This is a genomic window from Streptomyces caeni, assembly GCF_042678285.1.
GTDB classification, from domain to species: Bacteria; Actinomycetota; Actinomycetes; order Streptomycetales; family Streptomycetaceae; genus Streptomyces; species Streptomyces caeni.
The window spans coordinates 1-25,253 of sequence record NZ_JBHUDX010000006.1 but is presented as its reverse complement, the minus strand read 5'-3'; the positions used below and the strand labels follow the sequence as shown (position 1 = coordinate 25,253).

The window sequence follows — 25,253 nt, the reverse complement described above, 5'->3', positions numbered from 1 at the left end:
GCTCACCCGTCTTTTGCATGCAGAGCAGTTCCTGACGGCGTATCAGTTCAACTAATCTGACACTGCGTCAGTTACTGAATGCTGTCACACAGGAGCGGGCGGACCGATGCTTGGATCAACCCACGGCACCCTCACCACCGACTCCCGCCGGGCCCGGGTCATCGCCTGCGGCGAGCAACCCTCCCCCGCCGTGCACGGCAGGCCGGCCGAGGCCGGCGACCTCGACGTCAGCGGGCGGCCGCTGCACGCCGACGTACCCGGTCTGGACCGGTTCTTCCGGCCCGAGTCCGTCGCCGTGATCGGCGCCTCGGACGCCGAGGGCCGACCGAACACGGGCATCACCCGGCAACTGCTCGCCTGGGCCGAGCGGGTCGGCGCCCGGCTGCACCCGGTGCACCCCACCCGTCGGTCCGTCTTCGGCATCCCCTGCTCCCCCTCCGTCGCGGACCTGCCCGAACAGGTCGATCTCGCCGTGCTGCTCGTCTCCGACCCCCTTCCCCTCATCGAGGAACTCGGCGCGGCCAAGGTGAAGTTCGCCGTCGCTTTCGCCTCCGGTTTCGCCGAGACCGGTGAGGAGGGCGCCGCCGCGCAGGCCCGGCTCGCCGAGAGCGTGGAGCGGTCCGGGATACGGCTGCTCGGGCCCAACACCAACCTCAACGCCTTCGAGCGGTTCCGGGAGGACCTGGACGGGCCGGCCATCGCGCTCATCACGCAGTCCGGGCACCAGGGGCGGCCCGTCTTCGCCCTGCAGGAACTGGGGATACGGCTGTCCCACTGGGCCCCCACCGGCAACGAGGCCGATCTGGAGACCGCCGACTTCGTCTCCTACTTCGCCGAGCAGCCCGGCATCGGCGCCATCGCCTGCTACATCGAGGGGCTCAAGGACGGCCGCTCCTTCCTCCTCGCCGCGGACCGGGCCGCCCGGCGCGGTGTGCCGGTGGTCGCGGTCAAGGTCGGCCGCACGGAGACAGGCGCCCGCACCGCCGCCTCACACACCGGCAAGCTGACCGGCGCGGACCAGGTCGTCGACGCGGCGATGCGGCAGTACGGCGTGATCCGGGTGGACACCCTCGACGAACTGCAGGACACCGCGGCCCTGCTGGCCCGGGCGCGCGCCCCGCGCGCCGACGGTGTCGTCGTCTATTCGATCTCGGGCGGCACGGGCGCGCACGTCGCGGATCTGGCGGCCGAGGCGGGCCTGCGTCTGCCGGTCCTGTCCGAGGCCAGACAGGCCGAGCTGCACCAGTGGATACCCGGCTATCTGAACGTCGCCAACCCCGTCGACAACGGCGGCCATCCGGTGGGCGACTGGCGCGGACGCAAGATCATCGACGCGATCCTCGACGACCCGGAGGTGGGGGTGCTCATCTGCCCCGTCACCGGGCCCTTCCCTCCGCTGAGCGACAAGCTCGTGCGGGATCTCGTGGACGCGGCGGAGCACACGGACAAGCTGGTGTGCGTGGTGTGGGGGTCGCCGGTCGGCACCGAGGCCGCCTACCGCGAGACGCTGCTCGGCTCCTCGCGCGTGGCCACCTTCCGCACCGTGGGGAACTGCATCGCGGCCGTCCGCGCCCACCTCGACCACCGCCGCTTCGTCCGCGGCTACCGCTCCCCCTTCGACGAGGCGCCCCGCACCCCCTCTCCCTCCTTCCGCAAGGCGCAGGCGCTGATGCGGCCCGGGCAGCAGCTGAGCGAGCACGCGGCGAAGCAGCTGCTGCGGGCGTACGGCATCCGTGTGCCGCGCGAGCAACTGGTGACCAGCGCCGCGGCGGCGGTGCGCGCGGCGGGGCTCGTCGGCTACCCGGTGGTGATGAAGGCGTCCGGCGCGCGGATCGCCCACAAGACCGATCTGGGTCTGGTGAAAGTCGGGCTGACCTCCGCCAGCCAGGTCAGGGACGCCTACCGGGAGCTGACCGACATCGCGCGCTACGAGGGGATCCCGCTCGACGGCGTCCTCGTGTGCCAGATGGTCGAGGCCGGAGTCGAGACGGTCGTCGGCGTCTGTCACGACCGGCTCTTCGGGCCGACGGTGACCGTCGGGCTCGGCGGTGTGCTCGTCGAGGTGCTGCGCGACGCGGCCGTGCGTGTGCCGCCCTTCGGCGAGGAGCAGGCCCGGGACATGCTCTCCGAGCTGCGCGGGCGGGCCCTGCTGAACGGGGTGCGCGGGCGTCCCCCGGCCGACGTCGACGCGCTGGTCGAGGTCGTGCTCCGCGTCCAGCGCATGGCACTCGAACTCGGCGACGCGATCGCGGAGCTGGACATCAACCCGCTGATGGTGCTGCCCAGGGGGCAGGGAGCCGTGGCCCTGGACGCGCTGGCGGTGTGCCGCTGAGCGCAGCGTCCGCGCGAGGTCCGTCCCTGCTCGTACGAATGCCCGCACGAATGCCCGTACGAAACGGAGTACTCCCATGTCCGACTCCCCCGATAGGTCCGCCGGCTCCGCCGATCTGCTCGATTCGGCTGGTTCATTGGTACTGCGCACCACTGACAACCACGTCTCGTGGCTCACCCTCAACCGCCCCGACGCCCTCAACGCCATCACCCCCGACCTGCGCGAACACCTCATCCAGGCGCTTCTCGACGCCTCGGCCGACCCGGATGTGCGCGCCGTGGTCCTCACGGGCCGCGGACGCGGTTTCTGCGCCGGCGCGGACCTGCGCGGCGGGCCGGCGGGCGGGGAGCGGATCCCCGGCGACGTGGCCCGGACCATCCGCCGCGGCGCCCAGCGTCTGGTCGCCGCGGTCCTCGACTGCGAGAAACCGGTGATCGCCGCGGTGAACGGCACCGCCGCCGGTCTCGGTGCGCACCTCGCCCTGGCCTGCGACCTGGTGCTGGCCGCGGACTCGGCCGCGTTCGTCGAGGTGTTCGTGCGGCGGGGGCTGGTGCCCGACGGCGGTGGCGCGTATCTGCTGCCCCGGCTGGTCGGGCCGCAGCGCGCCAAGGAGCTGATGTTCTTCGGCGACGCGCTGACCGCCACGGACGCCGAACGCCTGGGCCTGGTCAACCGGGTGGTGCCGGCGGACGCCCTGGAGAAGACCGCGCACGAATGGGCCGGGCGCCTGGCCACGGGCCCCACCCGCGCGCTCGCGCTGACCAAGCAACTGGTCAACGCCTCCCTCGGCTCGGACCGCGCCACCGCGTTCGCCGCCGAGGCCGCCGCCCAGGAGATCAACATGACGACGGCGGACGCGCGGGAGGGCGTGGCGAGCTTCGTCGAACGGCGCACCCCCCGTTACCGGGGCCGTTGAGAGGCCCGTCGGGCCTGGGCCTTCACTTCTGACGCAGCGTCAGTTTCAATGGGCGATGTGATGGGACACGCGGGGATGGCGGCCACCGCCGTCCGTTACCTCAGGTCGGTCGGAGCGCCCACGGCAGCGGGGCCGGTCGAAGCGCTGCCACGCCCCCACCTGCGGGCCGTGGGGGACGACGAGCGGGCACCGGTCCACTCGGGCGAGTTCCGCCGCGTCCTGGGAAGCTTCGCGACCGGCGTCACGGTGATCACCGCGCCCGCCGCGGACGGGGAGGCGAGCCCGGCCGGCTTCGCCTGCCAGTCGTTCTCGTCCCTCTCACTCGACCCTCCGCTGGTCGTGTTCATGGTCGGCCGTACGTCGACGACGTGGCCGCGGATCGCCCGCGCGGGGGTGTTCTGCGTGAACGTGCTGACCGCCGGCCAGACCGAGTTGTGCCGCGGCTTCGCGGTGAGCGGCGGGGAGAAGTTCGCCGGGGTCGGCCACGAACCGGCGCCGTTCTCCGGCTCGCCCCGGCTCACGGGCGCCGCGGCGTGGATCGACTGCGCGGTCCACGCCGTGCACGCCGGCGGCGACCATCTGATCGTGGTGGGCCGGGTCGCGGCCCTGGGGACCGGCGACGACGAGGCCGCGCCCCTGCTGTTCCACAAGGGCCGCTTCCTCTAGGGGGTGTTTCAAAAGTCCCGCACAGCACCCACGGCGCCCGGCACGCTCCCCCAAGCTCTTCGAGCAGGGCACCCCCACTCGCCGCACCGGCCGAAACCCCGAGTACGTCCAGTACGAGGGCTTCCGTCCGGCACGCCGAGAGCACGCACCGGACACCGCGGGCACCGCACAGGACCTTCGAAACACCCCCTAGCCGCCCTGCGCACGCGGGGTCCCGCTCAGGCCGGGACCGCTACGCGCCCCGTCGGGCGGCGCCGGATCACCAGGGCCATCAGGGCCGCCGCCGCGCACAGGGCACCCGACGCGTACCAGACCACGTCGTACGAACCGAACGTGTCGCGTGCGACGCCGCCGAGGAAGGCGACCAGGGCCGCGCCGATCTGGTGCGAGGCGAGAACCCAGCCGAAGACGATGGCGCTGTCCTCGCCGTACTGCTCCCGGCACAGCGCCAGGGTCGGCGGGACCGTGGCGACCCAGTCCAGGCCGTAGAAGACGATGAAGAAGATCATCGGCGGGTGCACGGCCGGGGCCAGGAGCATGGGCAGGAAGAGGAGCGAGACGCCGCGCAGGGCGTAGTACACCGCGAGCAGGCGGCGCGGTTCGAAGCGGTCCGTGAACCAGCCCGAGGCGATGGTGCCGAGTACGTCGAAGACGCCGACGACCGCGAGCAGCGAGGCCGCCGCCGTGATCGGCATGCCGTGGTCGTGGGCGGCCGGGACGAAGTGGGTCTGGATCAGGCCGTTCGTGGAGGCTCCGCAGATCGCGAACGTGCCCGCCAGCAGCCAGAACGGGCCCGTGCGCACCGCCGAGAGGAGCACGGTCACCGCACGCCGCCCGGCTCCGGGCGCGGCCTGCGGCCTGGGCACGAACTCCTCGGCGCCGTAGGGCTTCAGGCCCACGTCCGCCGGGTGGTCCCGCAGCAGCAGCCAGACGAAGGGGATGACCGCGAGCGCGGCGAGGGAGACGGTCACCGCGGCCGGACGCCAGCCGCGGTCCTCCACCATCCAGGACAGCACGGGAAGGAAGATCAGTTGTCCCGAGGCGGAGGCGGCCGTGAGGATGCCGCTCACCAGACCGCGCCGCACGGCGAACCAGCGGTTCGTGACGGTCGCCGCGAAGGCCAGCGCCATCGAACCGGTGCCCAGCCCGACCAGCAGGCCCCAGCAGAGCAGGAGCTGCCAGGCCGCCGTCATCCACACGGTGGCGCCCGAGCCGAGCGCGATGACCGCCAGCGCCACGGCGACGACCCGGCGGATGCCGAAGCGGTCCATCAGGGCGGCCGCGAAGGGCGCGGTCAGACCGTACAGCGCGAGGTTGACCGACACGGCCGCGCCGATCGTGCCGCGCGACCAGTGGAACTCCTGGTAGAACTTTGGGGCACACAGCGCGATGAGCAGGAACAAGGGGGGCAGGACAAGGTGGACGTCACCATCTACGTACGACTCAGCCTCGATCAGCACGGCGACGAGTTGGGAGTTCGGAGGCAGGAGGACGAGTGCCGGGCCTTCGCCGCAGCTCGTGGCTGGACCGTACGAGAGGTGATCGCAGACAACGACGTCAGCGCCACCTCGGGCAAGGTGCGACCGGGGTTCGAACGGCTGTTGGCGTCCAAGCCGGACGCGATCCTCTGTTGGCACACTGACCGGCTCGTACGCAAGACGGAAGACCTGTTGCGAGTGATCGCACTCGGGATCAACGTCCACGCCATCCACGCCGGACACCTTGACCTCTCGACTCCGGCCGGTCGAGCCACGGCCAAGACGGTTACGGCGTGGGCGGAGTACGAGGGTGAGCAGAAGGCGCTGCGGCAGAAGGCATCGAACCTTCAGGCGGCGAAGAACGGCACGCCGCACAAGACGGGCTTGCGCCCCTTCGGCTACGCCGACGACTACGTGACCGTGGTCGAGGACGAGGCAGAAGCGATCCGCAAGGGTGCCGAGATGGTTCTTCAGGGCGAGACCCTGGCGGCTGTCGCCCGCTTCTGGACCGACCTCGGTCTACTCGCTCCCCGCTCGTCGTCCGGCACGGCGAAGGGTGAGGCGAAGGGGTGGGGCGTAGGCGGAGTGAAGAAGGTGCTCATCTCCCCTCGGTACATCGCTCAGGCCACCTACCACGGCGAAGTGGTGGGCGAGGGCCAGTGGCCCGCAATCCTGGACGAGGTGACCCACTACGCCTTGGTGTCGGCGCTGACAAACCCCAAGCGGTTCACGGGGGGTGCCCGTACCGGCTCGGCCCCTCAGACCCTGCTCGCCGGACTGGCTACCTGTGAGCGTTGCGGGGAGACCGTGCGAGGCGGCATGTACCGAGGGACCCCGGTCTACCGCTGCGGGCAGAAGCACGTACGCGTACCCCGTGAGCTGGCCGACAAGCGAGCCGGTAACGCCGTCCTCGCGCGGATCGTCTTCCCCGACTTCCTGCCCTGGGTTCTCGCCGCTCGGCAGGAGGAGGGAGACGACTCGGCCCACCTCCACCAGGAGGCGCAGACCCTGCGGGAACGGCTTGACGGGTTGGCCGTGGCCTACGCTTCGGGGTCCATCACCCTGTCGCAGATGACGGCCGGTACCGAGGCGATCCGGGCCAGGCTCGACGAGATCGACGAGAAGCTGTCCGGTGTCACTGGCCTGCCCCCGATCGACCCCGTGTCGGGCATCGCTGGCCTGATTCAGGACTGGCCGAACACTCCGCTCCCCATCCGTCGAGCGTGGGTCAAGTTCGTCACCACGATCACGATGCACCCCAACGGCTTCAAGAAGGCGGCGAAGATGACCGTGGACGACTACATGACCGTGGAGTGGAACCAGACCGCCGACGACGAAGCCGACGCGTAGTGGCTTCGATGTCTGGCCCCACCTGTGTGCTTGGGTGGTGCTCCGTCCCTGCTTGGCATGACGGTGATTATCGGGTCGCCGCCGGTCGGGGCACGCTGATAGACAGATGCGATGGCGGATGACGACGCGCAAGGATTCCAGGCAGGGCAGTCGGGGCTGATCGTGAGGGTTCCGGAGGCGGAGCCTTTGGTGCGAGCGTGGCGTGACCGGCTTGGCCCCTCGGCCCGTGCGGGTGTTCCGGCGCATGTCACAGTGCTCTTCCCGTTTCTCGACGTGAGCCGCATTGACGAGGGTGTCTGCGCTGCGATCGGCGAGGTACTCGGTCGGCACCAGTCCTTCAAGGCCCGATTCGACCACTGCGGTCGGTTCCCTGGAGTGCTGTATCTCGCCCCCGAACCGGACACTAGATTCAGGCGTCTCACCGAGGCCATCGTGGAGCGGTGGCCGGAGAACCCGCCGTTCGGCGGGCAGTTCAACGATGCCGAGGTGCGCGAGGTTACTACCGCTCCCCGAGCCGAGTTCCAGCACCCGGCGTCCGGCCACGGGACCGAGAACGCTCTCGTCCGGCCCGTGATCGGGGTACTGGGTCCAGTTCAGCCAGGTCGCATCACCTCTGGCGTTCACGGTCCTGCGTGGCTTGCTCCCGACCGCGTACCTGTCCCAGGACTCAGCCAATGACATGCGGTGATCCTTTCCGGCAAGAGGGGCCCACCCCCAACGTACGAAGGTAGGCCCCAACTCACCTGCCACTCGCTACTACTTGGGCGAGTCGTGGCACCCGGCGTGGCACTGGTTGCAGTCGGCCGCGTCCTCCATGCCCCACAGGTCGGGGTCGATCTCGAACCCGGCCGCCTTGATGGCCTTGACCCGATCCCTCACTCCGGTGTGGTCGAGTACCGCTCGATGCTCGCGCGGGCCGCTTCCGCGAGGAGGTCGGCGTCAGCCCCGGCCAGTGGCTCAGCGGGCAGCGCGTCGAACGGGCCCGCCAACTGCTGGAGTCCACCGGCCTGTCGATGGAGCAGGTGGCGCGGGACGCCGGCTTCGGCACGGCCCAGTCGATGCGGCAGCACCTGCTGGCGGCGGTCGGGGTCACGCCCACCGCCTACCGGCGGACGTTCCGCACGGGCGCGGCGGGCCCGGCGGCCGGCCCGGTCTGAGGGCGGGCGCCGGCTCCGGTGCCGACGCCGCGCACCGCCCTCCCCCGACACGCCGGCCGCGCCCCCGCCCGTGACCGGATCAGAACGTCAGCACGGCCCGTGCCACCCTCCCCGCGTGCGCGTCCGCCGCCGCCTTCTCGTAGTCCTCGACCGGGTATGTCGCGCTCACCAGCTCGTCCAGGAGCAGGCGGCCCTCGCGGTACAACCTGGCGTACAGCGCTATGTCCCGCTGGGGGCGGGAGGAGCCGTAGCGGCAGCCCAGGATGGACTTGTCCAGGTACATCGACGAGACCAGGAACGTCGCCTCGGCCGTCGCCGGCGGCACTCCCAGCAGGACGGCCTGGCCGTGGCGGTCGAGGGAGTCGATCGCGGCGCGGATCAGCTCGGTGCGGCCCACACACTCGAAGGCGTGGTCGGCGCCCGTGGGCAGCAGGTCCTTCACCCCGTCCGTCGTGGTGAGGAAGTCCGTCGCGCCGAACCGGCGCGCCACCGCCTCCTTCGCCGGGTTGGCGTCCACCGCGACGATCCGCGACGCGCCGGCGATCCGTGCGCCCTGGAGGACGTTGAGGCCGATCCCGCCCGTGCCGATGACGAGGACGGTGTCGCCCTGCCCCACCCGGGCGCGGTTGAGCACGGCGCCCACCCCGGTCAGGACGCCGCATCCGATCAGTGCCGCGGACGTGAGCGGGACGTCCTCGGGGATGCGGACCGCCTGGACCGCCTTGACCACGGTCCGTTCCGCGAAGGCGGAGTTGGACGCGAACTGGTACACCGGCCGCCCGCCCCGTGCGAACGGGCGGCCGGGGCGGCCGATGGCCTGCCGGCACATCGTCGGCCTGCCCCGGTCGCACTCCGCGCACGCCCCGCAGTTGGCCAGGGTCGACAGAGCCACGTGGTCGCCGGGCGCGACATGGGTGACGCCCGCTCCCACCGCCTCGACCACACCCGCGCCCTCGTGGCCGAGGACCACGGGCACCGGGAAGGGTATGGTCCCGTCCACCACCGACAGATCGCTGTGGCACAGTCCCGCCGCCGTCATCGCCACCTGCACCTCGCCGGGGCCCGGATCCCGCACCTGAAGATCGTCCACGACCCGCGTCCCCGCGCCGTCGTACATCACTCCTCGTATGGCGCCCCGTGTCGCGCCTCGTGTCGCGCCTGGCATCCCAACTCCCTCAGCCCTTGGGTCCCCTGGGTTCCTTCGGCAGGCCGAGCACGCGCTCGGCGATGATCGTGCGCTGGATCTCGTCCGACCCGCCGTAGATGGTGTCGGCCCGGCCGAAGAGGAACAGGTGCTGGAACGGGTCCATTTCGTACGGCGCCGCCGGCGACCAGTCGGCCGGACCCGCCGCGCCCGACGCGCCCCGTACCTGCATCGCCAGCTCGCCCAGCCGCTGGTGCCAGCCGCCCCACAGCAGCTTGGCCACGCTGGGGGCGCCCGGGTCGGCGGTGCCGCCCAGCGTGCGCAGGGCGTTCCAGCGCATCGCCCGCAGCTCGGCCCACTGCCGCACCAGGCGGTCGCGCACGACCGGGTCGTCGGCGGCGCCGGTCGCCACCGCGGCCCGTACCACCTCGCCCAGTTCGCGGGCGAAGCCGATCTGCTGGGCCAGGGTGGAGACACCCCGCTCGAAGCCGAGCAGGCTCATCGCGACGCGCCAGCCCTCTCCCTCCGCGGCGACGACGTGCTCGGCGCGAGCCGTCGCGCCGTCGAAGAACACCTCGTTGAACTCGCTGGTGCCGGTGAGCTGACGGATCGGGCGCACCTCGATCCGGCCCGGCTGGTCCATCGGCACGAGCAGGAAGGTCAGGCCGTGGTGGCGGTGCGAGGACGGATCGGTGCGGGCGAGCACGAAGCACCAGTCCGCCTCGTGGGCGAGGGAGGTCCAGATCTTCTGGCCGGTGATGCGGTATCCGTGCGGGGCATCCCGTACGGCCGTGGTGCGCACCCCCGCCAGGTCGGAGCCGGCGCCGGGTTCGCTGTAGCCCTGGCACCACAGTTCCTCGCCGCGGGCTATCGGGGGCAGGAAGCGGGACTTCTGCTCCGGGGTGCCGTGGGCGATCAGGGTGGGGGCGAGGAGGTTCTCGCCGATGTGGCCGGAGCGGGGCGGTGCCTGGGAGCGGGCGTACTCCTCCGCCCAGGCGACCTGCTGGGTGAGCGTGGCCCGGCGGTTGCCGTAGCCGTCCTCGGGCCAGCCGAGGCCGATCCAGCCGGCGGCGCCGAGCTCACGTTCCCACTCCCGGCGGTCCGTCGTGCCGCCGAGATGGTCCCGCAGCCAGGCGCGCGCCTCGCCGCGGAACGAGTCGTCCTGCGGACCGAACCCGAAATCCATGGTTTCCGCCTTGTGTTGGATGGGTCGACGGTGGTGCGGTTCCTAGGCGTTGGGGCGTGCCCCCTCCCGCGCCGCCCGTTCCATCGCCGTCAGCCCATCCAGCATCGGCATCGGGTCCGTGCCCACCGTCTTGGGCAGGACGTCCGCGATCCGCTCGGGGGTCCAGGAGCCCTCCGCGTAGGCCGCCCGCAGTTCCCTCGGCTGCGCCCAGACCGCCAGCTTGGGGCCGGCGATGGTGTACACCTGGCCCGTGATGCGCTCCTCGCGCGCCCGGTCGGACAGCAGGTAGACCACCAGTGCGGCCACGTCCTCGGGTTCGCCGATCTCCTTGAGTTCCATGGGGACGTTCGCCGACATCCGCGTACGGGCCACCGGCGCCACCGCGTTCGCCGTCACGCCGTACTTGTGCAGGCCGAGCGCCGCGCTGCGGACGAGGGAGATGACGCCGCCCTTGGCGGCGCTGTAGTTGGCCTGCGCGACCGAGCCCTGGTGGTTGCCGCTGGTGAAGCCGATCAGTGTGCCCGAGCGCTGTGCCCGCATCACCGCCGACGCCGCGCGGAACACCGTGAACGTGCCCTTGAGGTGGGTGGCGACCACGGGGTCCCATTCCTCCTCGGTCATGTTGAAGAGCATCCTTTCGCGCAGGATGCCGGCCACGCACACCACGCCGTCCAGCCGGCCGTAGGCGGCGAGCGCCTCGTCCACCACGCGCTGCCCGCCCGCCATGGTCGAGATGTCCTCCGCCACTGCGAGGGCCTCGCCGCCTGCCGCGACGATCTCCTTGACCACGGCCTCGGCGACCTCGCTGGTGGGGGAACCGCCCTCGACGGACACCCCGTAGTCGTTGACGACGACCCGCGCGCCCTCGGCCGCCGCGGCCAGCGCCGCGGCCCGCCCGATGCCGCGGCCCGCGCCCGTCACGGCGACGACCTTGCCTGCCAAGAAGTTCCCCATGTCCGGCCCCTTCCCGCGGTTTCTGACGGACCGTTAGATTTTATGTCCGGCCGGACGCCTTCAGACAAGCCCCGGGGAGGACCGATGTCACTGCCTGCCGAGTTCCACGAGATCGCCAAGCGCGTGAACAACTGGGGGCGCTGGGGGGAGGACGACGAGATCGGCACCCTGAACCTCATCACCGACGAGGTGGTCAGGCAGGCCGCGGCCTGTGTGCGCAGCGGGCGGCGCGTTCCGCTGGCCCTCCCGCTCCAGCAGGACGGCGTACAGACCGGCGTCATCCCCGGGCGGGTCAACCCGCTGCACGTGATGGTGCAGATCAACCAGGAGATCTTCGGCCCCGGCACCGTGGCGTGCAGCGACGACGCCGTGACCATGGGGCTGCAGGCGGCCACCCACTGGGACGCGCTCACCCATGTCTCGCACTCCGGGAAGCTCTATAACGGACGCCCGGCAGACACCGTCACCGCCCACGGCGGCGCCGCGTTCGGCGGCATCGACAAGCCGCGGCACATCGTCTCCCGCGGGGTCCTTCTGGACATTCCGCGTGCACTGGGCACGGAGCGGCTCGACGTGTCGCACGCGGTCACCCCGGAGGACCTCGACGCCGCCGAGGAACTCGCCGGGACGCGGGTGCGGGCCGGCGACATCGCGCTCGTGCGGACGGGACAGATGCGGAGTTGTCTGGCGGGCGACAAACAGGCCTACGGCTTTCCGTCACCGGGGCTGTCGGTGCGCACCCCGGAGTGGTTCCACGCGCGCGATGTGGCCGCCGTGGCCAATGACACGCTCACATTCGAGATCTTCCCGCCCGAGATCGAGGATCTGTGGCTGCCCGTCCATGCGCTCGACCTCGTGGAGATGGGCATGCTGCAGGGCCAGAACTGGAATCTCGAAGAGTTGTCCACAGCCTGTGGAGAAGAGGGGCGCTACACCTTCCTGCTGTCGGCGATGCCCGAGCCGTTCGTCGGCGCGACCGGCACCCCCGTGGCACCGGTCGCCATCCTCTAGGGCCCGGCCGCACCGCGCCCTACGCGAACTCCGGTACCGGGGCGCCCGTCCCGCGGGAGGCCACCCTGCCGGCCGCCTCCGCTCCGCAGCGGTCCACCTCGCACCAGATGCGCTTGCCCACGCCCTCGGCGTCCCAGCCCCAGCGGTCCGCGAGGCCGTCCACGAGCTCCAGGCCACGGCCGCCCGTCTCGTCACCCGCGGCGTGCCGGGGCACCGGCGGGCAGGCGCTGGCATCGGCCACCTCCAGGCGGACGGCGCCGGACCCGGCACCCGGGGCGCCCTCGCACACGCCCGTCAGCAGCAGTCGCAGCACGGCGGGGCAGCCGGTGTGCACCACGGCGTTGGTGACCAGCTCGGAGACGAGCAGGATCAGCGTCTCGGACAGCGGCTCGTCCGCGCCTATCCCCGACCCGGCGAGCCACGAGCGAGCCCACCTCCGGGCTCGCCCCACCTCCGCGGGGTCGGGCCGGATCTCCAGCTGCACTTGAAGCACCTGCACCGCTCACACCATCCGAACCGGCGGACACATCGCCTCGCGCCTCGCAAGGGCCACGATCGTGGTCATTGTCTGCATGGCAGGAACCAGGATCACGGACCGTGATTCCCTTGCATGACAGCATGGTTGACGTACAGTCACCCCAACAAGCGCTTCGGGCATATTCCAGCGCGAAGGAGTACGCGTGCGGCATACTGTGCGACGCTTGCCCCGGGGAGTCGAACAGGCAGGTGCGACGGCCCGCCCCGCCCCGCGAGCGGCGCGCATCGCCGAATCCGGCGCCGCCACAGGGGCCGCACCGGCATGGCTCAGACTCGGAACCACTCGCATCTCACACAAGGTACCGGAGCCCTTCGCCGACTCCAGTCCGTGACAAGTCACGCGTAGGACACAACCCGGTATCAACGCTCCGTGATCCCGGATTGCCACAATCCGCGACATTCACCGGACCGCACGCGAAGAACGCCTGACCAGAGGGCCTTTAGACGGGCTCCGACAGCAGGTCCGCCGCAAGCAGTTCGTCACTTTCCGTGTTCGCACTCGTACGGTTGGTCCGCACCCACGCACGCTTCAGGAACAGGTGCACATCCGACTCCCAGGTGAAGCCCATACCGCCGTGCACCTGGAGGCAGTCGCGCGCACCGCGGACGGCCGCCTCGTCCGCGAGCAGGCGGGCCGCGGCGATGTCCAGGGGGTCGGCGGTGACGGCGGCCGCGTACACCGCCGCGCGGGCCGTCTCCACCCGCACCAGGCTCTGCGCGCACAGGTGCTTGACCGCCTGGAACGCGCCGATCGGCCGGCCGAACTGTTCCCGCGTGCGGGCGTACTCCACGGACAGTTCGCAGGTCCGGGCGGCGCCGCCGAGTTGTTCGGCGGCGGTGAGGAGCACGGCGAGGGGGTCCGGCCCGCCGCCCGGCGGGGCGTCCGGCCCGCCGCCCGGCGGGGGTTCGGGGTCGGGGGGCAGCAGGTGCAGGGGCGTCAGCGGGTCCACCGACGTGAGGGGTACGGCCCCGGACGCGTCGCCCCGCACGACGTCCGCCTGCGCCAGCCACTCCACGGTCCCCCCGTACGGCGCCGCGACGATCGTCTCCCCGGTCGCCGCGCCCTCCACCTCGCCCGCCGCGAGATGCGTGGCCACCAACGGACCGGGCAGCAGCGCCCGTCCCGCCTCCTCGAACGCCAGCACCGCCTCGGGCAGGCCGAGTCCGACCCCGCCGTCCGCCTCCGGCAGCCGCAGCGCGAAGAAGCCGGCCTCGCCCAGCTCGCGCCAGAGCGTGCGGTCGAGCACGCCGGGCGACCCGACGGCGGCGCGCAGCGACTCCCGGCCGAAGCGGCCCGTGAGCAGTGCGCGCACACCGGCCCGCAAGGCCCGCTGGTCGTCGGTCAGTTGGAAGTGCACGGCTGATCACCCCTTCGGCAGCCCCAGAATGCGTTCGGCCACGATGTTCTGCTGGATCTGCGAAGTGCCGGCCGCGATGGTGTACGACAGGGACGACAGCCGGTCGAGCACCCAGGGGCGGTCGAGGTCCAGGGCCTGCGGTCCCAGTACCTCGGCGGCGGCTTCGTACAGCTCCTGACGGGCGTGCGAGTACCTCAGTTTGAAGACCGATCCCCCCACGCCCGGCACTCCGCCGGTCCTCTCCGCCTCGCTCACGTTCCACTGGGTGAGCCGCCACAGGGCACGGAACTCCGCGTTCAGCCGGCCCAGCCGCCGCCGGAGCGAGGCGTCGTCCCAGCGGCCGTTCCCGCGCGCCTCGCGCGCGATGTCGCCGAGGACGCGGCGGCAGGCCACCACCTCCCCCACGAACGCCGTGCCGCGTTCGAAGGACAGCGTCACCATCGTCACGCGCCAGCCGTCGTTCTCGGCGCCGACCCGGTTGGCCACCGGCACCCACACCTCGTCGAGGAACACCTCGGCGAACTCGGCGGACCCGGCCAGCGTGCGCAGCGGCCGTACGGTGACGCCCGGCGCGTCCATGGGCAGGGCGAGCCAGGTGATGCCCCGGTGCCTGGGCGCGTCCGGGCCGGTGCGCACCAGCAGTTCGCACCAGTCGGCGACCTCGGCATGGGAGGTCCAGATCTTGGACCCGCTCACCACGTAGGCGTCGCCGTCCCGCCGTGCGCGTGTGCGCAGCGACGCGAGGTCGGAGCCCGCGTCCGGTTCGCTGAACCCCTGGCACCAGACCTCCTCACCGCGCAGCACGGGCGGCAGCCAGCGCGCCCGCTGTTCGGGCGTGCCCTCGGCGGCGATGGTCGGTCCGGCGTGCAGCAGCCCGACGAAGTTGGCCCCCACGTAGGGCGCGCCCGCCTTCTCGGTCTCCTCCAGGAAGATCAGGTGCTGGGTCGGGGTGGCCCCCTGCCCGCCCGCGTCCACGGGCCAGTGCAGGCCCGCGTACCCGGCGTCGTACAGCATCCGCTGCCAGCCCAGGTCGTAGGCGCGCCGGGCCGGCCAGTTTCCGGGGGACGGCTTCGGGGGCAGCGTCGGGAGCACCTTGGCCAGCCACTCCCGCAGCCGGGCCCGGAACTCCTCCTCCTCGGGCGAGTGCGCGAGGTCCACTAGCGGTCCAGGCCGAGGCCGAGCATGCGGATCGCGTTGCCCCGCATGAGCTTGTGGACGGTCTCGTCGTCGAGGCCCTTCACATGGTCGAGGGCGATCTCCTTGGTGTGCGGGAAGGTCGAGTCGACGTGCGGGTAGTCGGTCTCGAAGGTGGCGTTGTCGCGGCCGACGACGTCGAGGGACGCGACGCCGTGCTTGTCGCGGAAGAAGCAGCAGAAGATCTGCCGGTAGTAGTACGTCGACGGCGGCTGGGGGATCAGATCGCGGACGCCGCCCCAGGCGCGGTGCTCCTGCCAGACGTCGTCGGCGCGCTCCAGGGCATACGGGATCCAGCCCATCTGGCCTTCGGAGTAGGCGAGCTTGAGCCGCGGGAACTTGACCAGCACCCCGCTGAACAGGAAGTCCATCATCGACGCCATGGCGTTGTTGAAGGAGAGCGATGCCTGGACGGCGGGTGGGGCGTCCGGGGACGCGGCCGGCATCTGCGACGACGAGCCGATGTGCATGTTGACGACCGTGCCGGTCTCCTCGCAGACCGCGAAGAACGGGTCCCAGTACCCGGAGTGGATGGAGGGCAGCCCGAGGTGGGTGGGGATCTCGGAGAAGGTCACCGCCCTCACCCCGCGTGCGGCGTTGCGCCGGATCTCGGCGACCGCGAGGCCGACGTCCCACAGTGGGATCAGGCACAGCGGGATCAGCCGGCCGCCGCTGTCGCCGCACCACTCCTCGACCATCCAGTCGTTGTACGCGCGCACGCAGGCCAGGGCGACGTCCTTGTCGTGCGCCTCGGCGAAGGTCTGGCCGCAGAAGCGCGGGAAGGTCGGGAAGCAGAGGCTGGCCTCGACGTGGTTGAGGTCCATGTCCTTGAGCCGTTCGGCCGGGTCCCAGCAGCCGCGCCGCATCTCCTCGCGGGTGATGCCCTCCAGGGTCATCTCGTCGCGGTCGAAGCCGACGGCGGCGATGTTGCGCTTGTACGGGAACTTGAGGTCCTCGTAGATCCACCAGTCGGTGGGCGGCCCGTCCGGGTCCATCGTGATCTGGTATTTGCCGCCGGTGTAGGCGAGCTCACCGATCCCGGCCGTGAGCGGCTTGGGGCCGCGGTCGCGGTACTTCTCCGGCAGCCAGGTCTCAAAGAGGTGGGCGGGCTCGATCACATGGTCGTCGACGCTGATGATCCGGGGCAGTTCCGTCATGAGTCCCCTCCGCCTGACATCTCGTATCTGATGGATCGTCAGATTCATGTGTACGAGAAGGCTAGTCCCCCGCCTATGGACCGACAAGGCGCCGAGCCCTACGCTCTGCCCTTGATCTGACTGTTAGTCAGGAAATGGGGCCGTCGTGAACGAGACCGCGCACGCGTTGAGCACGTCCCGGACGCTCTGGGAGCTGGTGGCGCGCCGCGCCGCCCTCACCCCCGACCGGCCCGTCCTGCTCCAGGACGACCGCCGCCTGACCTTCGGCGAGCTGTGCGAACGGGCCGAGCGGGTGGCCGCCGGACTGTACGACAGGGGGGTGCGCCCGGGCACGGTGGTCGCCTGGCAGCTGCCCACCCGCATCGAGACGGCCCTGCTGTCCTTCGCGCTGGCACGCCTGGGCGCCGTGCAGACGCCGATCATCCCCTTCTACCGCGACCGCGAGGTCGGCTTCGCGCTGCGGGAGTCGAAGGCGGAGTTCTTCGCGGTGCCGGGCACCTGGCGGGGCCACGACCACACCGCGATGGCACGGCGGCTGGGCGCGAGGGGGATCTTCGAGGTGTACGGCGCGGACGGCCTGCCCGACGGGGACCCGGCCGTCCTGCCGCCCCCGCCCGCCGAGGGCACGTCGGTCCGCTGGATCTACTGGACCTCGGGAACGACCTCCGACCCCAAGGGCGTCCTGCACACGGACCGTTCACTGATCGCGGGCGGGTCCTGCCTGGCCCACGCGCTGCGCCTGTCGGCTCACGACGTGGGCTCGATCGCCTTCCCGTACGCGCACATCGGCGGGCCCGACTACACGGTGATGCTGCTGCTGTACGGCTTCCCCGCGGTGATGTTCGAGCACTTCGCGCTGCCGGACGCGCTGGAGGGCTACCGCAGGCACGGGGTCACGGTGGCCGGCGGATCCACCGCGTTCTACGCGATGTTCCTCGCCGAGCAGCGCAAACGGCCGGGGGCCCCGGTCGTACCGACGCTGCGGCTGCTCGCGGGCGGCGGGGCGCCCAAGCCGCCCGAGATGTACCACTCCGTCGTCCGCGAGATGGGCGTGCAGCTCACCCACGGGTACGGCATGACCGAGGTGCCGATGATCACCATGGGGTCGCCGGACGACTCGGCGGAGCACCTGGCGACGACGGAGGGGCGGCCGCCGGATGGGATGGAGATACGGATCGTCGACGGGGAGGTGCGTCTGCGGGGGGAGGCCGTCTGCCAGGGGTACCTGAACCCCGACCAGACGGCGGAGGCGTTCGACGAGGAGGGGTTCTTCATCACGGGCGACCTCGGCCGGCTCACCGGCAGCGGTCACCTGGTGCTGACCGGGCGCCTCAAGGACGTCATCATCCGCAAGGGAGAGAACATCTCGGCGAAGGAGATCGAGGACCTGCTGCACAAGCACCCGGCGGTCCAGGACGTCGCGGTGATCGGGCTGCCCGACGCGGAACGCGGCGAACGGGTCTGCGCGGTGATCGAGCAGCCCCCCGGGGCCGAGCAGTTGACCCTGTCCGCGGTCGGCTCGTATCTGCGCGGGGAAGGGCTGTCCGTGCACAAGCTGCCGGAGCAGCTGGAGGTGGTGGACGCCCTTCCCCGCAACGAGACCCTGCGGAAGGTGCTCAAGTACAAGCTGCGCGAACGCTATTCGGGCACGGTGAAGTAACCCGCGAACGCGGCCACGATCTCCGCCTCGCCGACCCTGCCGTCGCCGTCCGTGTCGAGCACCGCGGCGGCTGTCGCGGCGACGTCCTCCCGCACCCCGAGGGCCCTCAGGACGCGGACGGTCTCCTCGATGGTGACGGCACCGTCCCGGTCGCCGTCCGCCACGGCGAGCGCCGCGTGCAGGAAGGGGCGTGCGATCTCCGCGAACCGGTCGGGGTTGTCGCGCAGCCGCTTGACGGCCCCGCCCACGAACTCCTGGCGGGTGATGCGCTGGTCGCCGTCCCGGTCCGCGATCCCGGCCATGCCCTGCCAGAACGCCTCACCCCCGGCGTACAGGGCCTGCCCCTGCTCGGACCGGGCCGCCGTGCCGAACTCGGTGAGGACCGCCTTGACCGCCGTGCTGAAGTCCTCGCGGTCGATGTAGCCGTTGCCGTCCTGGTCGAAGGTGGCGAAGCGGGCGGCGATCCTGCGCTCGTACTCGGTGCTGACCATGTGTTCTCGGGCCGCCTTACATGACGTCGGGGTGCATCTCGCACGGAGCGTACGACGCCCGGGACTTCTCGGGAGACGGAAAACGACGCTTGTACCAAGACTGCGGGAATTCTGGGACAACAGTGTGGCCGTGCCGCGACGTGACGTTCACCGAACCGTGCCCTCACGCCGGCAGCGGGCTCGGCCGCTCGTCGGTGGCCGATCCGAGGTCCGGGTGGACGTCGAAGAGGCGGCGCACACCGAGGGCTGCCAGTACCCGGTTGACGTGCGATCCCTCCGGCGCGCCGGACCCGGGCAGGACCAGTCTGAGCCGGCCCCGGCACGAGCGGATCAGCCGCCGGGTGGCGATCAGCACGCCGACACCGCTGGAGTCGCAGAAGACGACCTCGGACAGGTCCAGGACGAGCCGGTGACGGCCGTCCGCCACGGCGTCGTGCACCCGCCGGCGCAGCGCGGGCGACGTCATCAGGTCCAGTTCGCCCGCCACCCGGAGCACGGCCCACGGGCCACGTTCCTCGTAGGTCACCTCGAACATCGCCGCCACGCCTCCCGCTCACCCGCACCCCCGCCACAACGGAAGCGCTTCTTACGCTTCCGTCAGCGCGGCTGCCCCACCGTCCTTCCATGAAACACCGAACCGCCGATCGAAAGCGTGTGGCAGATGAGCCAATCCAATCGGTAACGGTCTAGCTCGTTCAGGTCTGATCGGCGGCCCGTCAGGGAGGCACCCCGATCACAACCGTCCCACGGCCTCTACCACCTGCGGCCCGTCAAGAGGCGCACATTGCCACAAAGGGGCGTGCGCCGTGCGCCGTGCCGACTACATTTCGAGGAGGCGGAGGACACAGGCTGGACCGGAACGGAACACGCAGCGCACCGAGGACGAGCAGAGTGAGGGGGCCGCATGGCGGGGAAGGACGCACCGCCCCGGTGGGACCGCGGGATTCAGCAGCGCCTCGCCCGCGGTGAGGCCGCCGCGCTCGGCGAGTGCTACGACCGGTTCGCCTGGCTCGTACACGGCCTCGCCCACCGCGTGCTCGGGGACGAGGACGCGGCCGACGGCATCACGCGCGAGGTGTTCGCCCGGATCTGGGAGAACCCCGGCTCCTACGACCCGGAGCAGGGCCCCCTGCGCTCCTGGATCGCCACGCTGACCCAGGAACTCGCCGTACGCCGGCTGCGCGCCACCGAGACCGCCGCGCTCGCCCGGAGCGGGGGCACCCCGGAGGACCTGGAGCGCACGGTGCGGCACGCCTCCGTCGCGGCCCGCGCCGACTACATCGTCGACTGGATGCCGGTCCCCCTGCGCGCCGCCCTGGAGCGCGCGTACTTCCAGCGCCGTGACTACCGCCGGACCGCCGCCGACCTCGGCATCACGGACGACGAGGCCCGCCGCCGCCTCCGCCTCGGCCTCCAGCTCCTGTCCACGGCCCATGACCAAGACCCCTCGGACCCCCCTCCCGAACCGGGGGCGGCGCGGTGACCGGGGCGGAACGCGTGCAGCGCCACGATGCGGAGGAGGGCGCCGGCCGGGGCGGGTACGGCAACCGCGCGGACGAGGGGCGGGCCTGCGGCGCGGGCCGCTCGGGCGGGGGACCGGGCGTCCTGCGCCGGGGTGGCGTGGGCCCGGGTGGGGCGGGCGAGGACCGGGCGGGCCAGGGCATGACCGAGGGCGAGGGTGACGAGCGGGGCGACCCGCCCGGGGACGCGGTCGGCGGGTCCGGCAGGTCCGGCCCCGGTGGCGGGTGCGTGCGCAGCGGCTCCGGCCGGTCCGGGCTCGGAGGCCGCGGCTCCGGCCCGTCCGGCCCCGGTGGCGGGGGCGGCGGGCCCGTGCGCCCCGGGGGTGGAGGTGGCGGTGATGCCGGGTGGACGCCTCGCATACCGCTGCCGCGCAGTTCCGCCGAGGACACCGCGGTGCTGTTGCCGCCCGTCTTCGGGCCCGTGCCGCCGGTTCTGGAGCACCGGGTGCTGATGTCCCTGCTCGGGGCCTGGGCGCTGGCCGCCTGTTCGCCGGAGGAGGCCGAGGCCGTCGAGGCGCACCTCGGCGAGTGCGGCCGGTGCGCGGACGAGGCGCGGCGGCTGCGCGAGGCCGTGGGCCTGCTGCACCCGGCCGAGAGCCTCGACCTGGATCCGGGGCTGCGCGCCCGCGTCCTGGAGAGCTGCCTCGGCCGGCGGGCCCCGCGCGTCCCGGTGCCGCAGTGGGCGGCCCCGTACGACACGGAGACCGCGCGTCTGGACGCGCTGCTGCGGGACATGGGCGACGCCGAGTGGCACGCGCCGGTGCGGCTGCGGTGGTTCGACGGCCGGGGACCGGCGAGCCGGCGTACGACAGTCGCCGGTGTCATCGCCCATCTGCTCACCGTCGACGGGCTGGTGGCGGCCGCGCTGGGGCTCGACGACCCGCTCGGCGGCGCGTCGTGCGAGAACGGCACGCCGCGAGGGCGCACGGAGGCGTACTGGCGCGCCTCGCCCTTCCCGCCGACCCGCGCCGTACGGGCTCCGTGGCGGAAGCAGACCCACGCCCTGGTGCGGACGGCCTCCTTCGCCGAGGAACGCCCCGGGGCCGGGGAAGTCGTGGTCTCCTACGGCGGGTTCGGACTGCCGTTGCGGGACGCGATGCTGGATCGGGCCTTCGGGTGCTGGGTGCACGCGGAAGACATCGCGGACGCCGTCGACTATCCCTACCCGTTGCCGGCCCCGCGCCATCTGCACGGGATGATCGGCCTGGCGGCCCGGATGCTGCCGGCGGTGCTGGCAAGACGGCGGCGGGCCGGGCTGGCCCCGCCCGGCCGCACCCGGCACCTCGTCCCCGCCGGCGAGCCCGGGCGCAGCCTGCGTCTGGAGGTCGAGGGTGCGGGCGGCGGCGAGTGGCTGATCTCCCTCGACTCGCCCGGCTCGGTCGCGTCCGCCGAACGGGAGGTGGCGCACGTCGTGCTCGACGTGATGGAGTTCTGCCGCCTGGCCGCGGGCCGTGTGCCGCCGCAGGAGGCGGCCGCGGGGCAGGCGGGTGACCGGGAGGCGGTCGCGGACGTGCTGTTCGCAACGGCCTCGCTCAGCCGGATGTAGCAGCGCCGCGACGGCCCTACGCGAACACCACCGTCCGCCGCCCGTTCAGCAGGATCCGGCGCTCGGCGTGCCACTTCACCGCGCGCGCCAGCGCCTGGCACTCCACGTCGCGGCCGACGGCGACCAGTTGGTCGGGCGTGACGTCGTGGCCCACGCGCTCGACCTCCTGCTCGATGATGGGGCCCTCGTCGAGGTCGGCCGTGACGTAGTGCGCGGTGGCGCCGATGAGCTTCACACCGCGCGCATGCGCCTGGTGGTAGGGCTTCGCGCCCTTGAAGCTCGGCAGGAACGAGTGGTGGATGTTGATGATCCGGCCGCTGAGCTGCTTGCACAGGTCGTCCGAGAGGACCTGCATATAGCGGGCCAGCACCACCAGCTCGACGTCCAGGTCGCGGACCAGCGCGAGCAGTTGCGCCTCCGCCTCCGGCTTGGTGTCCTTCGTCACCGGAATGTGGTGGAAGGGGATGGTGTACGAGCCGACCAGCTCGGCGAAGTCGGTGTGGTTGGAGACCACGGCCGCGATCTCGATCGGCAGCGCGCCGATGCGGGCGCGGAAGAGGAGGTCGTTCAGGCAGTGCCCGAACCTGCTGACCATCAGGACGACGCGCATCTTCTCGTCGGCCCGGTGCATCGCCCAGTCCATCCGGAAGGAGTCGCCGATCGCCGCGAAGCTCGCGCGCAGCTTGTCCACCGTCACCGGAGCCTCGGCCGAGAAGTGGACCCGCATGAAGAACAGTCCCGTGTCGTGGTCACCGAACTGCTGGCTGTCCTCGATGTTGCAGCCGGTCATGAAGAGATAGCTCGACACGGCGTGCACGATGCCCTGCTTGTCCGGGCAGGAGAGGGTGAGGACGTACTGGTCGGCGGTGGCCGGGGGTCGGGTGGACTGCTCGTTCATGCACGCCAGGGTCTCATGTCCGCAGGCGGTGCGGGGCGGTGTCCCGCCACCCGGACGGCGCGGGGCCTACGCGGAGCGCGTGAGGATCCGCAGCACCTCCAGCGTGCGCGGCGGCGTGTCCGGGTCCTCGCCGTCACTGATCGTGAGCCGCACATGTGCGTCGCGGGCCGCCCGCACCGCTTCCGGCCACGCGTGGTGATCGAGGTAGGCCTGCACTGGCGCGTCCGGCCCCACCTGGTGCATGATCCGCAGCACGCGCAGCACGGCGGTGTCGACGAGCGCCGCCTCCTGCGAGTCGCGGAAGATCGTGCCCACGTACTTCTCCGCGGACCAGTTGTCCAGCCAGGTGTCCTCGACCAGGCGGTAGACGGCGTCGGTGACGTCGCCGTACCCGTCGACACCCGCCAGCCAGACGTCCCGCTGGAAGACCGGGTCGGAGAGCATGTGCAGCGCGGAACGCACATTGCTGCGCCAGCGCCACCACGGCATGTCGTTGAGTGGCATGCCGCCCATGGTGGATGAGCGACGGCCGCGACGGGAAGAGTTCTCCGAACCTTGCACGGTCCCCGATCGTACGTTCCCGCCGGGAACGAGATCACCGGCCCCCGCAATTCACCTCCACGTCACCCGCCGTTGACCGGTGGTCACACGAGGGTTAGGGGTGTGGCGGAATCGTGCCTATACATGACCGGCAGGCGACGCACCAGCACTTCCCCCACCAGCTCCGGGACTCCGGGATCCACCCGAAAAGCCGTGACTCCCCGCGTGCGTGCGGCCCTGTGGACTGCGGGCGCGCTGGTGGCGTGCGGGTCGATCGGCGCGGCATACGGGGTCGTCCCCGGCACCACGGGGGGCTCCGGGGACGGCACCGTGACCGTCATGACGTGGGCGCCGGAGAAGACCTCGGCGACCAACAAACCGGGCATGCCGGCGATGGCACGGGCGTACGCGCGCTGGGTCAACGCGCACGGCGGCCTGGGCGGCCGCCGGCTCGACGTGCTGACCTGCAACGACCACAACGACTACGTGGACGCCGCGAAATGCGCCCGGCTCGCCGTCAAGGAGAACGTCGCCGCCGTCGTCGGCTCCTACAGCCAGTACGCGTCTTCCTTCCTCTCCCCGCTGGAGTCGGCGGGCATCCCTTACATCGGGGGCTACGGGCTCACCGACGACGAGTTCAAGAGCGTGCTCTCCTACCCGGTCAACGGGGGCCAGCCCGCGCTGCTGGCCGGGCTCGGCGAGCAGCTGGGCAAGAGCTGCGGTCCCGTGGCGCTGGTGCGGCCCGACACCATCGCCGGCGACCAGCTCCCGCTGCTGCTCGACTCCGGGCTGAGGGCGGGCGGCCACGACGCGGCCGTCGACGTGCGCGCCGCCGAGGACGCCACCGCCTTCGACGAGCAGGCGCAGGAGGCGCTGCACCGGGCGACCGGCGACCAGCGGACGAAGGGCTGCGTGCTGCCGGCGCTCGACGACCGCACCGGGACCTTCATGGACTCCTTCCGCCGTCTGAGCGGCGACTACCCGGCGGTGCGCACCGCGTCCGTGCTCGGCAGCGTCGACCAGTCCGTCATCGACGCGTCGGGCGGCAGCTCGGGGCCCTACGAGGGCGCGTACCTCACCGGCTGGTACCCGGCGGCGTCGGACCCGCGCTGGGACCAGATGAAGAAGGTGATCCGGGAGGAGGCGTTCGGCGACAACCGGATCGATCCGACGGACGCGGGCGTGCAGACCACATGGATCGCGTACACGGTCCTGCAGAAGGTCGTCGCATCGCTCGGCGACGGTGAGGTGTCCGCCCGCACGATCCGCACGGCCCTCGACAACGGCCTCAAGGTCACCACCGGCGGCCTGACCCCGCCCCTCAGGTGGCGCGTCCAGGACCTGACGGCGATCATCGACTACCCCCGTCTGATCAACTCGGACGTGACCTTCCAGATCGTGCGCGACGGGCGGCTGACGGCGGCCCGCAAGGGGTTCGTGAACGTGTCGAAGACCCTGGAGAACACCTCGGTCTGAGGCGGCGGGGGATGCGCCGCCCGGTCTGCGAGCGGCGCGCCCCCGTGCTCACAGCTGGGTCGGCTGGCGTTCGGTCAGACCGTACTTCTGCGCGATGACGTTCCACAGCCGCGCGGCCTTGGCCTTCTGCGTGCTGGCCGTGCCGCTGGCCCGGTTGCCCAGCGCGGTCTGGCCGGTGGTGCGGGCCTGCCCCTTGTGGCAGCCCTTCCTGCCCGCGGTCTGGTCGGCCCAGGCGGCGTAGTGGGTGTCGGCGGACGCGGACGCCTTCCACGCGCTGTTGAGGGCCTCGGCCAGCTCGGCGTGGCCGGGCAGCCGGTCGACGGCGAGCCCGGACAACCGGGTGACCAGGCCGCCTCGCTGCTTGGCCGCCTCACGCAGGTCGGTGGCCGCCCGGCCGAGGTTCCGGCACACCTTGACGTCGGCGACGGCCTTGATCACCGTGTCGCGGCTGTTGCCGCTGTCGGCGAGGAGCTTGTCGAGCGCGACCGCCTGCGCCTTGGCGGGGTCGCCGCCCGCCTGCTGCGAGGCGTCCGCGGCCGGGCCCGTCGCCGAGACGTTCTTGCTGTCGTCGTTCTTGGCGTCGGCGCTGCCGCCGCCGAGCAGGGCGCCGGCTCCGATGCCGAGGACGGCTATGCCCACTCCGACGGCCGCGATGAGCGGCACGCGGGACCGGGTCCGGCCG

General features: G+C 71.9%; 23 protein-coding genes and 2 pseudogenes. 11 read left to right on the top strand and 14 right to left on the bottom strand.

The features are described 5' to 3' along the window. The first annotated feature begins 106 nt into the window (after positions 1 to 106). The 3 genes from ACFSL4_RS02980 to ACFSL4_RS02970 all read left to right on the top strand — a co-directional run bounded on the left by ACFSL4_RS02980 (position 107) and on the right by ACFSL4_RS02970 (position 3,914). Positions 107 to 2,332 carry an acetate--CoA ligase family protein gene (locus ACFSL4_RS02980; protein ID WP_381078031.1) on the top strand — a complete coding sequence of 742 codons (2,226 nt, stop codon included), beginning with the start codon at positions 107 to 109 and terminating at the stop codon, positions 2,330 to 2,332. A 76-nt stretch (positions 2,333 to 2,408) separates the two neighbouring features. Next, positions 2,409 to 3,248, top strand: coding sequence for an enoyl-CoA hydratase/isomerase family protein (locus ACFSL4_RS02975; RefSeq protein ID WP_381078029.1), 840 nt, complete (start codon positions 2,409 to 2,411; stop codon positions 3,246 to 3,248). Positions 3,249 to 3,308: 60 nt separating this feature from the next. Then, positions 3,309 to 3,914 carry a flavin reductase family protein gene (locus ACFSL4_RS02970; protein WP_381078027.1) on the top strand — a complete coding sequence of 202 codons (606 nt, stop codon included), beginning with the start codon at positions 3,309 to 3,311 and terminating at the stop codon, positions 3,912 to 3,914. A gap of 218 nt (positions 3,915 to 4,132) precedes the next feature. Here the strand turns inward: ACFSL4_RS02970 and ACFSL4_RS02965 are convergent, their stop codons facing one another. Continuing rightward, entirely contained in the window at positions 4,133 to 5,317 is a 1,185-nt protein-coding gene (locus ACFSL4_RS02965) for an MFS transporter (RefSeq protein WP_381078023.1), read from the bottom strand. 15 nt (positions 5,318 to 5,332) lie between these two features. Here ACFSL4_RS02965 and ACFSL4_RS02960 point away from each other — a divergent pair, with 15 nt between their 5' ends. Continuing rightward, positions 5,333 to 6,742 (top strand): recombinase family protein, encoded by a 1,410-nt coding sequence (locus tag ACFSL4_RS02960; RefSeq protein ID WP_381078020.1) that lies wholly within the window; start codon positions 5,333 to 5,335, stop codon positions 6,740 to 6,742. 111 nt (positions 6,743 to 6,853) lie between these two features. Further along, a complete protein-coding gene (locus ACFSL4_RS02955) occupies positions 6,854 to 7,420 on the top strand; it encodes a 2'-5' RNA ligase family protein (protein WP_381078018.1) in 567 nt (188 codons plus the stop codon). Positions 7,421 to 7,498: 78 nt separating this feature from the next. On the opposite strand, the gene ACFSL4_RS02950 is transcribed toward ACFSL4_RS02955, so the two are convergent. Further along, positions 7,499 to 7,621: a hypothetical protein gene (locus tag ACFSL4_RS02950; RefSeq protein ID WP_381078015.1), complete on the bottom strand. Its 123-nt coding sequence runs from the start codon at positions 7,619 to 7,621 to the stop codon at positions 7,499 to 7,501. Between the two features lie 38 nt (positions 7,622 to 7,659). On the opposite strand from ACFSL4_RS02950, the pseudogene ACFSL4_RS02945 reads away from it, so the two are divergent. Beyond that, positions 7,660 to 7,899, top strand: a pseudogene (locus ACFSL4_RS02945) (helix-turn-helix domain-containing protein); the annotation flags it as partial. A 79-nt stretch (positions 7,900 to 7,978) separates the two neighbouring features. Here ACFSL4_RS02945 and ACFSL4_RS02940 read toward each other — a convergent pair. The 3 genes from ACFSL4_RS02940 to ACFSL4_RS02930 are packed head-to-tail and all read right to left on the bottom strand — an operon-like array spanning position 7,979 to position 11,183. Continuing rightward, positions 7,979 to 9,028, bottom strand: a complete 1,050-nt coding sequence (locus tag ACFSL4_RS02940; protein WP_381078058.1) for a Zn-dependent alcohol dehydrogenase — start codon at positions 9,026 to 9,028, stop codon at positions 7,979 to 7,981. 46 nt (positions 9,029 to 9,074) lie between these two features. Further along, positions 9,075 to 10,229 carry an acyl-CoA dehydrogenase family protein gene (locus ACFSL4_RS02935; protein ID WP_381078012.1) on the bottom strand — a complete coding sequence of 385 codons (1,155 nt, stop codon included), beginning with the start codon at positions 10,227 to 10,229 and terminating at the stop codon, positions 9,075 to 9,077. Between the two features lie 42 nt (positions 10,230 to 10,271). Then, on the bottom strand, positions 10,272 to 11,183 hold the full coding sequence (locus tag ACFSL4_RS02930) for an SDR family NAD(P)-dependent oxidoreductase (protein ID WP_381078009.1): 912 nt from the start codon (positions 11,181 to 11,183) through the stop codon (positions 10,272 to 10,274). An 84-nt stretch (positions 11,184 to 11,267) separates the two neighbouring features. On the opposite strand from ACFSL4_RS02930, the gene ACFSL4_RS02925 reads away from it, so the two are divergent. After that, positions 11,268 to 12,194 (top strand): cyclase family protein, encoded by a 927-nt coding sequence (locus tag ACFSL4_RS02925; protein WP_381078006.1) that lies wholly within the window; start codon positions 11,268 to 11,270, stop codon positions 12,192 to 12,194. A gap of 19 nt (positions 12,195 to 12,213) precedes the next feature. Here ACFSL4_RS02925 and ACFSL4_RS02920 read toward each other — a convergent pair whose 3' ends face one another. The 4 genes from ACFSL4_RS02920 to ACFSL4_RS02905 all read right to left on the bottom strand — a co-directional run bounded on the left by ACFSL4_RS02920 (position 12,214) and on the right by ACFSL4_RS02905 (position 16,440). Continuing rightward, on the bottom strand, positions 12,214 to 12,693 hold the full coding sequence (locus ACFSL4_RS02920) for an ATP-binding protein (protein WP_381078003.1): 480 nt from the start codon (positions 12,691 to 12,693) through the stop codon (positions 12,214 to 12,216). A 478-nt stretch (positions 12,694 to 13,171) separates the two neighbouring features. Continuing rightward, entirely contained in the window at positions 13,172 to 14,089 is a 918-nt protein-coding gene (locus ACFSL4_RS02915) for an acyl-CoA dehydrogenase family protein (protein ID WP_381078001.1), read from the bottom strand. Positions 14,090 to 14,095: 6 nt separating this feature from the next. After that, complete coding sequence (locus ACFSL4_RS02910; protein ID WP_381077998.1) at positions 14,096 to 15,247, bottom strand: acyl-CoA dehydrogenase; 1,152 nt, start codon at positions 15,245 to 15,247, stop codon at positions 14,096 to 14,098. Then, entirely contained in the window at positions 15,247 to 16,440 is a 1,194-nt protein-coding gene (locus ACFSL4_RS02905; protein WP_381077995.1) for an amidohydrolase family protein, read from the bottom strand. The genes ACFSL4_RS02910 and ACFSL4_RS02905 overlap by 1 nt, the downstream gene beginning before the upstream one ends. A gap of 145 nt (positions 16,441 to 16,585) precedes the next feature. Here ACFSL4_RS02905 and ACFSL4_RS02900 point away from each other — a divergent pair, with 145 nt between their 5' ends. After that, a complete protein-coding gene (locus tag ACFSL4_RS02900; protein ID WP_381077992.1) occupies positions 16,586 to 18,100 on the top strand; it encodes a class I adenylate-forming enzyme family protein in 1,515 nt (504 codons plus the stop codon). Here the strand turns inward: ACFSL4_RS02900 and ACFSL4_RS02895 are convergent. Together ACFSL4_RS02895 and ACFSL4_RS02890 are read right to left on the bottom strand one after the other, a co-directional pair. Next, a complete protein-coding gene (locus tag ACFSL4_RS02895; protein ID WP_381077989.1) occupies positions 18,079 to 18,591 on the bottom strand; it encodes an EF-hand domain-containing protein in 513 nt (170 codons plus the stop codon). The genes ACFSL4_RS02900 and ACFSL4_RS02895 overlap by 22 nt on opposite strands. A gap of 163 nt (positions 18,592 to 18,754) precedes the next feature. After that, entirely contained in the window at positions 18,755 to 19,126 is a 372-nt protein-coding gene (locus ACFSL4_RS02890) for an STAS domain-containing protein (protein WP_381077987.1), read from the bottom strand. A gap of 369 nt (positions 19,127 to 19,495) precedes the next feature. Between ACFSL4_RS02890 and ACFSL4_RS02885 the strand changes: the two genes are divergently transcribed. Both ACFSL4_RS02885 and ACFSL4_RS02880 read left to right on the top strand, forming a co-directional pair. Next, complete coding sequence (locus ACFSL4_RS02885) at positions 19,496 to 20,074, top strand: sigma-70 family RNA polymerase sigma factor (RefSeq protein WP_381077984.1); 579 nt, start codon at positions 19,496 to 19,498, stop codon at positions 20,072 to 20,074. Between the two features lie 179 nt (positions 20,075 to 20,253). Continuing rightward, on the top strand, positions 20,254 to 21,657 hold the full coding sequence (locus ACFSL4_RS02880; protein ID WP_381078055.1) for a zf-HC2 domain-containing protein: 1,404 nt from the start codon (positions 20,254 to 20,256) through the stop codon (positions 21,655 to 21,657). Between the two features lie 16 nt (positions 21,658 to 21,673). On the opposite strand, the gene purU is transcribed toward ACFSL4_RS02880, so the two are convergent. Then, complete coding sequence (gene purU, locus ACFSL4_RS02875) at positions 21,674 to 22,555, bottom strand: formyltetrahydrofolate deformylase (RefSeq protein ID WP_381077981.1); 882 nt, start codon at positions 22,553 to 22,555, stop codon at positions 21,674 to 21,676. Between the two features lie 66 nt (positions 22,556 to 22,621). After that, positions 22,622 to 23,068 (bottom strand): SCO4402 family protein, encoded by a 447-nt coding sequence (locus ACFSL4_RS02870; protein ID WP_381077978.1) that lies wholly within the window; start codon positions 23,066 to 23,068, stop codon positions 22,622 to 22,624. A gap of 171 nt (positions 23,069 to 23,239) precedes the next feature. Here ACFSL4_RS02870 and ACFSL4_RS02865 point away from each other — a divergent pair, with 171 nt between their 5' ends. Further along, the gene (locus ACFSL4_RS02865) at positions 23,240 to 24,571 is read left to right on the top strand and encodes an ABC transporter substrate-binding protein (protein WP_381077976.1); all 1,332 of its coding nucleotides are present in this window, start codon (positions 23,240 to 23,242) and stop codon (positions 24,569 to 24,571) included. Positions 24,572 to 24,619: 48 nt separating this feature from the next. Here the strand turns inward: ACFSL4_RS02865 and ACFSL4_RS02860 are convergent. Next, positions 24,620 to 25,253, bottom strand: a pseudogene (locus ACFSL4_RS02860) (hypothetical protein); the annotation flags it as partial.

Excerpts from the sequence above, each read along its gene's own strand:
- ACFSL4_RS02980 (WP_381078031.1), top strand. The coding sequence starts at position 107 with ATGCTTGGATCAACCCACGGCACCCTCACCACCGACTCCCGCCGGGCC.
- ACFSL4_RS02975 (WP_381078029.1), top strand. The coding sequence starts at position 2,409 with ATGTCCGACTCCCCCGATAGGTCCGCCGGCTCCGCCGATCTGCTCGAT.
- ACFSL4_RS02970 (WP_381078027.1), top strand. The coding sequence starts at position 3,309 with ATGGGACACGCGGGGATGGCGGCCACCGCCGTCCGTTACCTCAGGTCG.
- ACFSL4_RS02955 (WP_381078018.1), top strand. The coding sequence starts at position 6,854 with ATGGCGGATGACGACGCGCAAGGATTCCAGGCAGGGCAGTCGGGGCTG.
- ACFSL4_RS02935 (WP_381078012.1), bottom strand. The coding sequence starts at position 10,229 with ATGGATTTCGGGTTCGGTCCGCAGGACGACTCGTTCCGCGGCGAGGCG.
- ACFSL4_RS02930 (WP_381078009.1), bottom strand. The coding sequence starts at position 11,183 with ATGGGGAACTTCTTGGCAGGCAAGGTCGTCGCCGTGACGGGCGCGGGC.
- ACFSL4_RS02925 (WP_381078006.1), top strand. The coding sequence starts at position 11,268 with ATGTCACTGCCTGCCGAGTTCCACGAGATCGCCAAGCGCGTGAACAAC.
- ACFSL4_RS02905 (WP_381077995.1), bottom strand. The coding sequence starts at position 16,440 with ATGACGGAACTGCCCCGGATCATCAGCGTCGACGACCATGTGATCGAG.
- ACFSL4_RS02895 (WP_381077989.1), bottom strand. The coding sequence starts at position 18,591 with ATGGTCAGCACCGAGTACGAGCGCAGGATCGCCGCCCGCTTCGCCACC.
- ACFSL4_RS02890 (WP_381077987.1), bottom strand. The coding sequence starts at position 19,126 with ATGTTCGAGGTGACCTACGAGGAACGTGGCCCGTGGGCCGTGCTCCGG.
- ACFSL4_RS02885 (WP_381077984.1), top strand. The coding sequence starts at position 19,496 with ATGGCGGGGAAGGACGCACCGCCCCGGTGGGACCGCGGGATTCAGCAG.
- ACFSL4_RS02880 (WP_381078055.1), top strand. The coding sequence starts at position 20,254 with ATGACCGAGGGCGAGGGTGACGAGCGGGGCGACCCGCCCGGGGACGCG.
- purU (WP_381077981.1), bottom strand. The coding sequence starts at position 22,555 with ATGAACGAGCAGTCCACCCGACCCCCGGCCACCGCCGACCAGTACGTC.
- ACFSL4_RS02870 (WP_381077978.1), bottom strand. The coding sequence starts at position 23,068 with ATGGGCGGCATGCCACTCAACGACATGCCGTGGTGGCGCTGGCGCAGC.
- ACFSL4_RS02865 (WP_381077976.1), top strand. The coding sequence starts at position 23,240 with ATGACCGGCAGGCGACGCACCAGCACTTCCCCCACCAGCTCCGGGACT.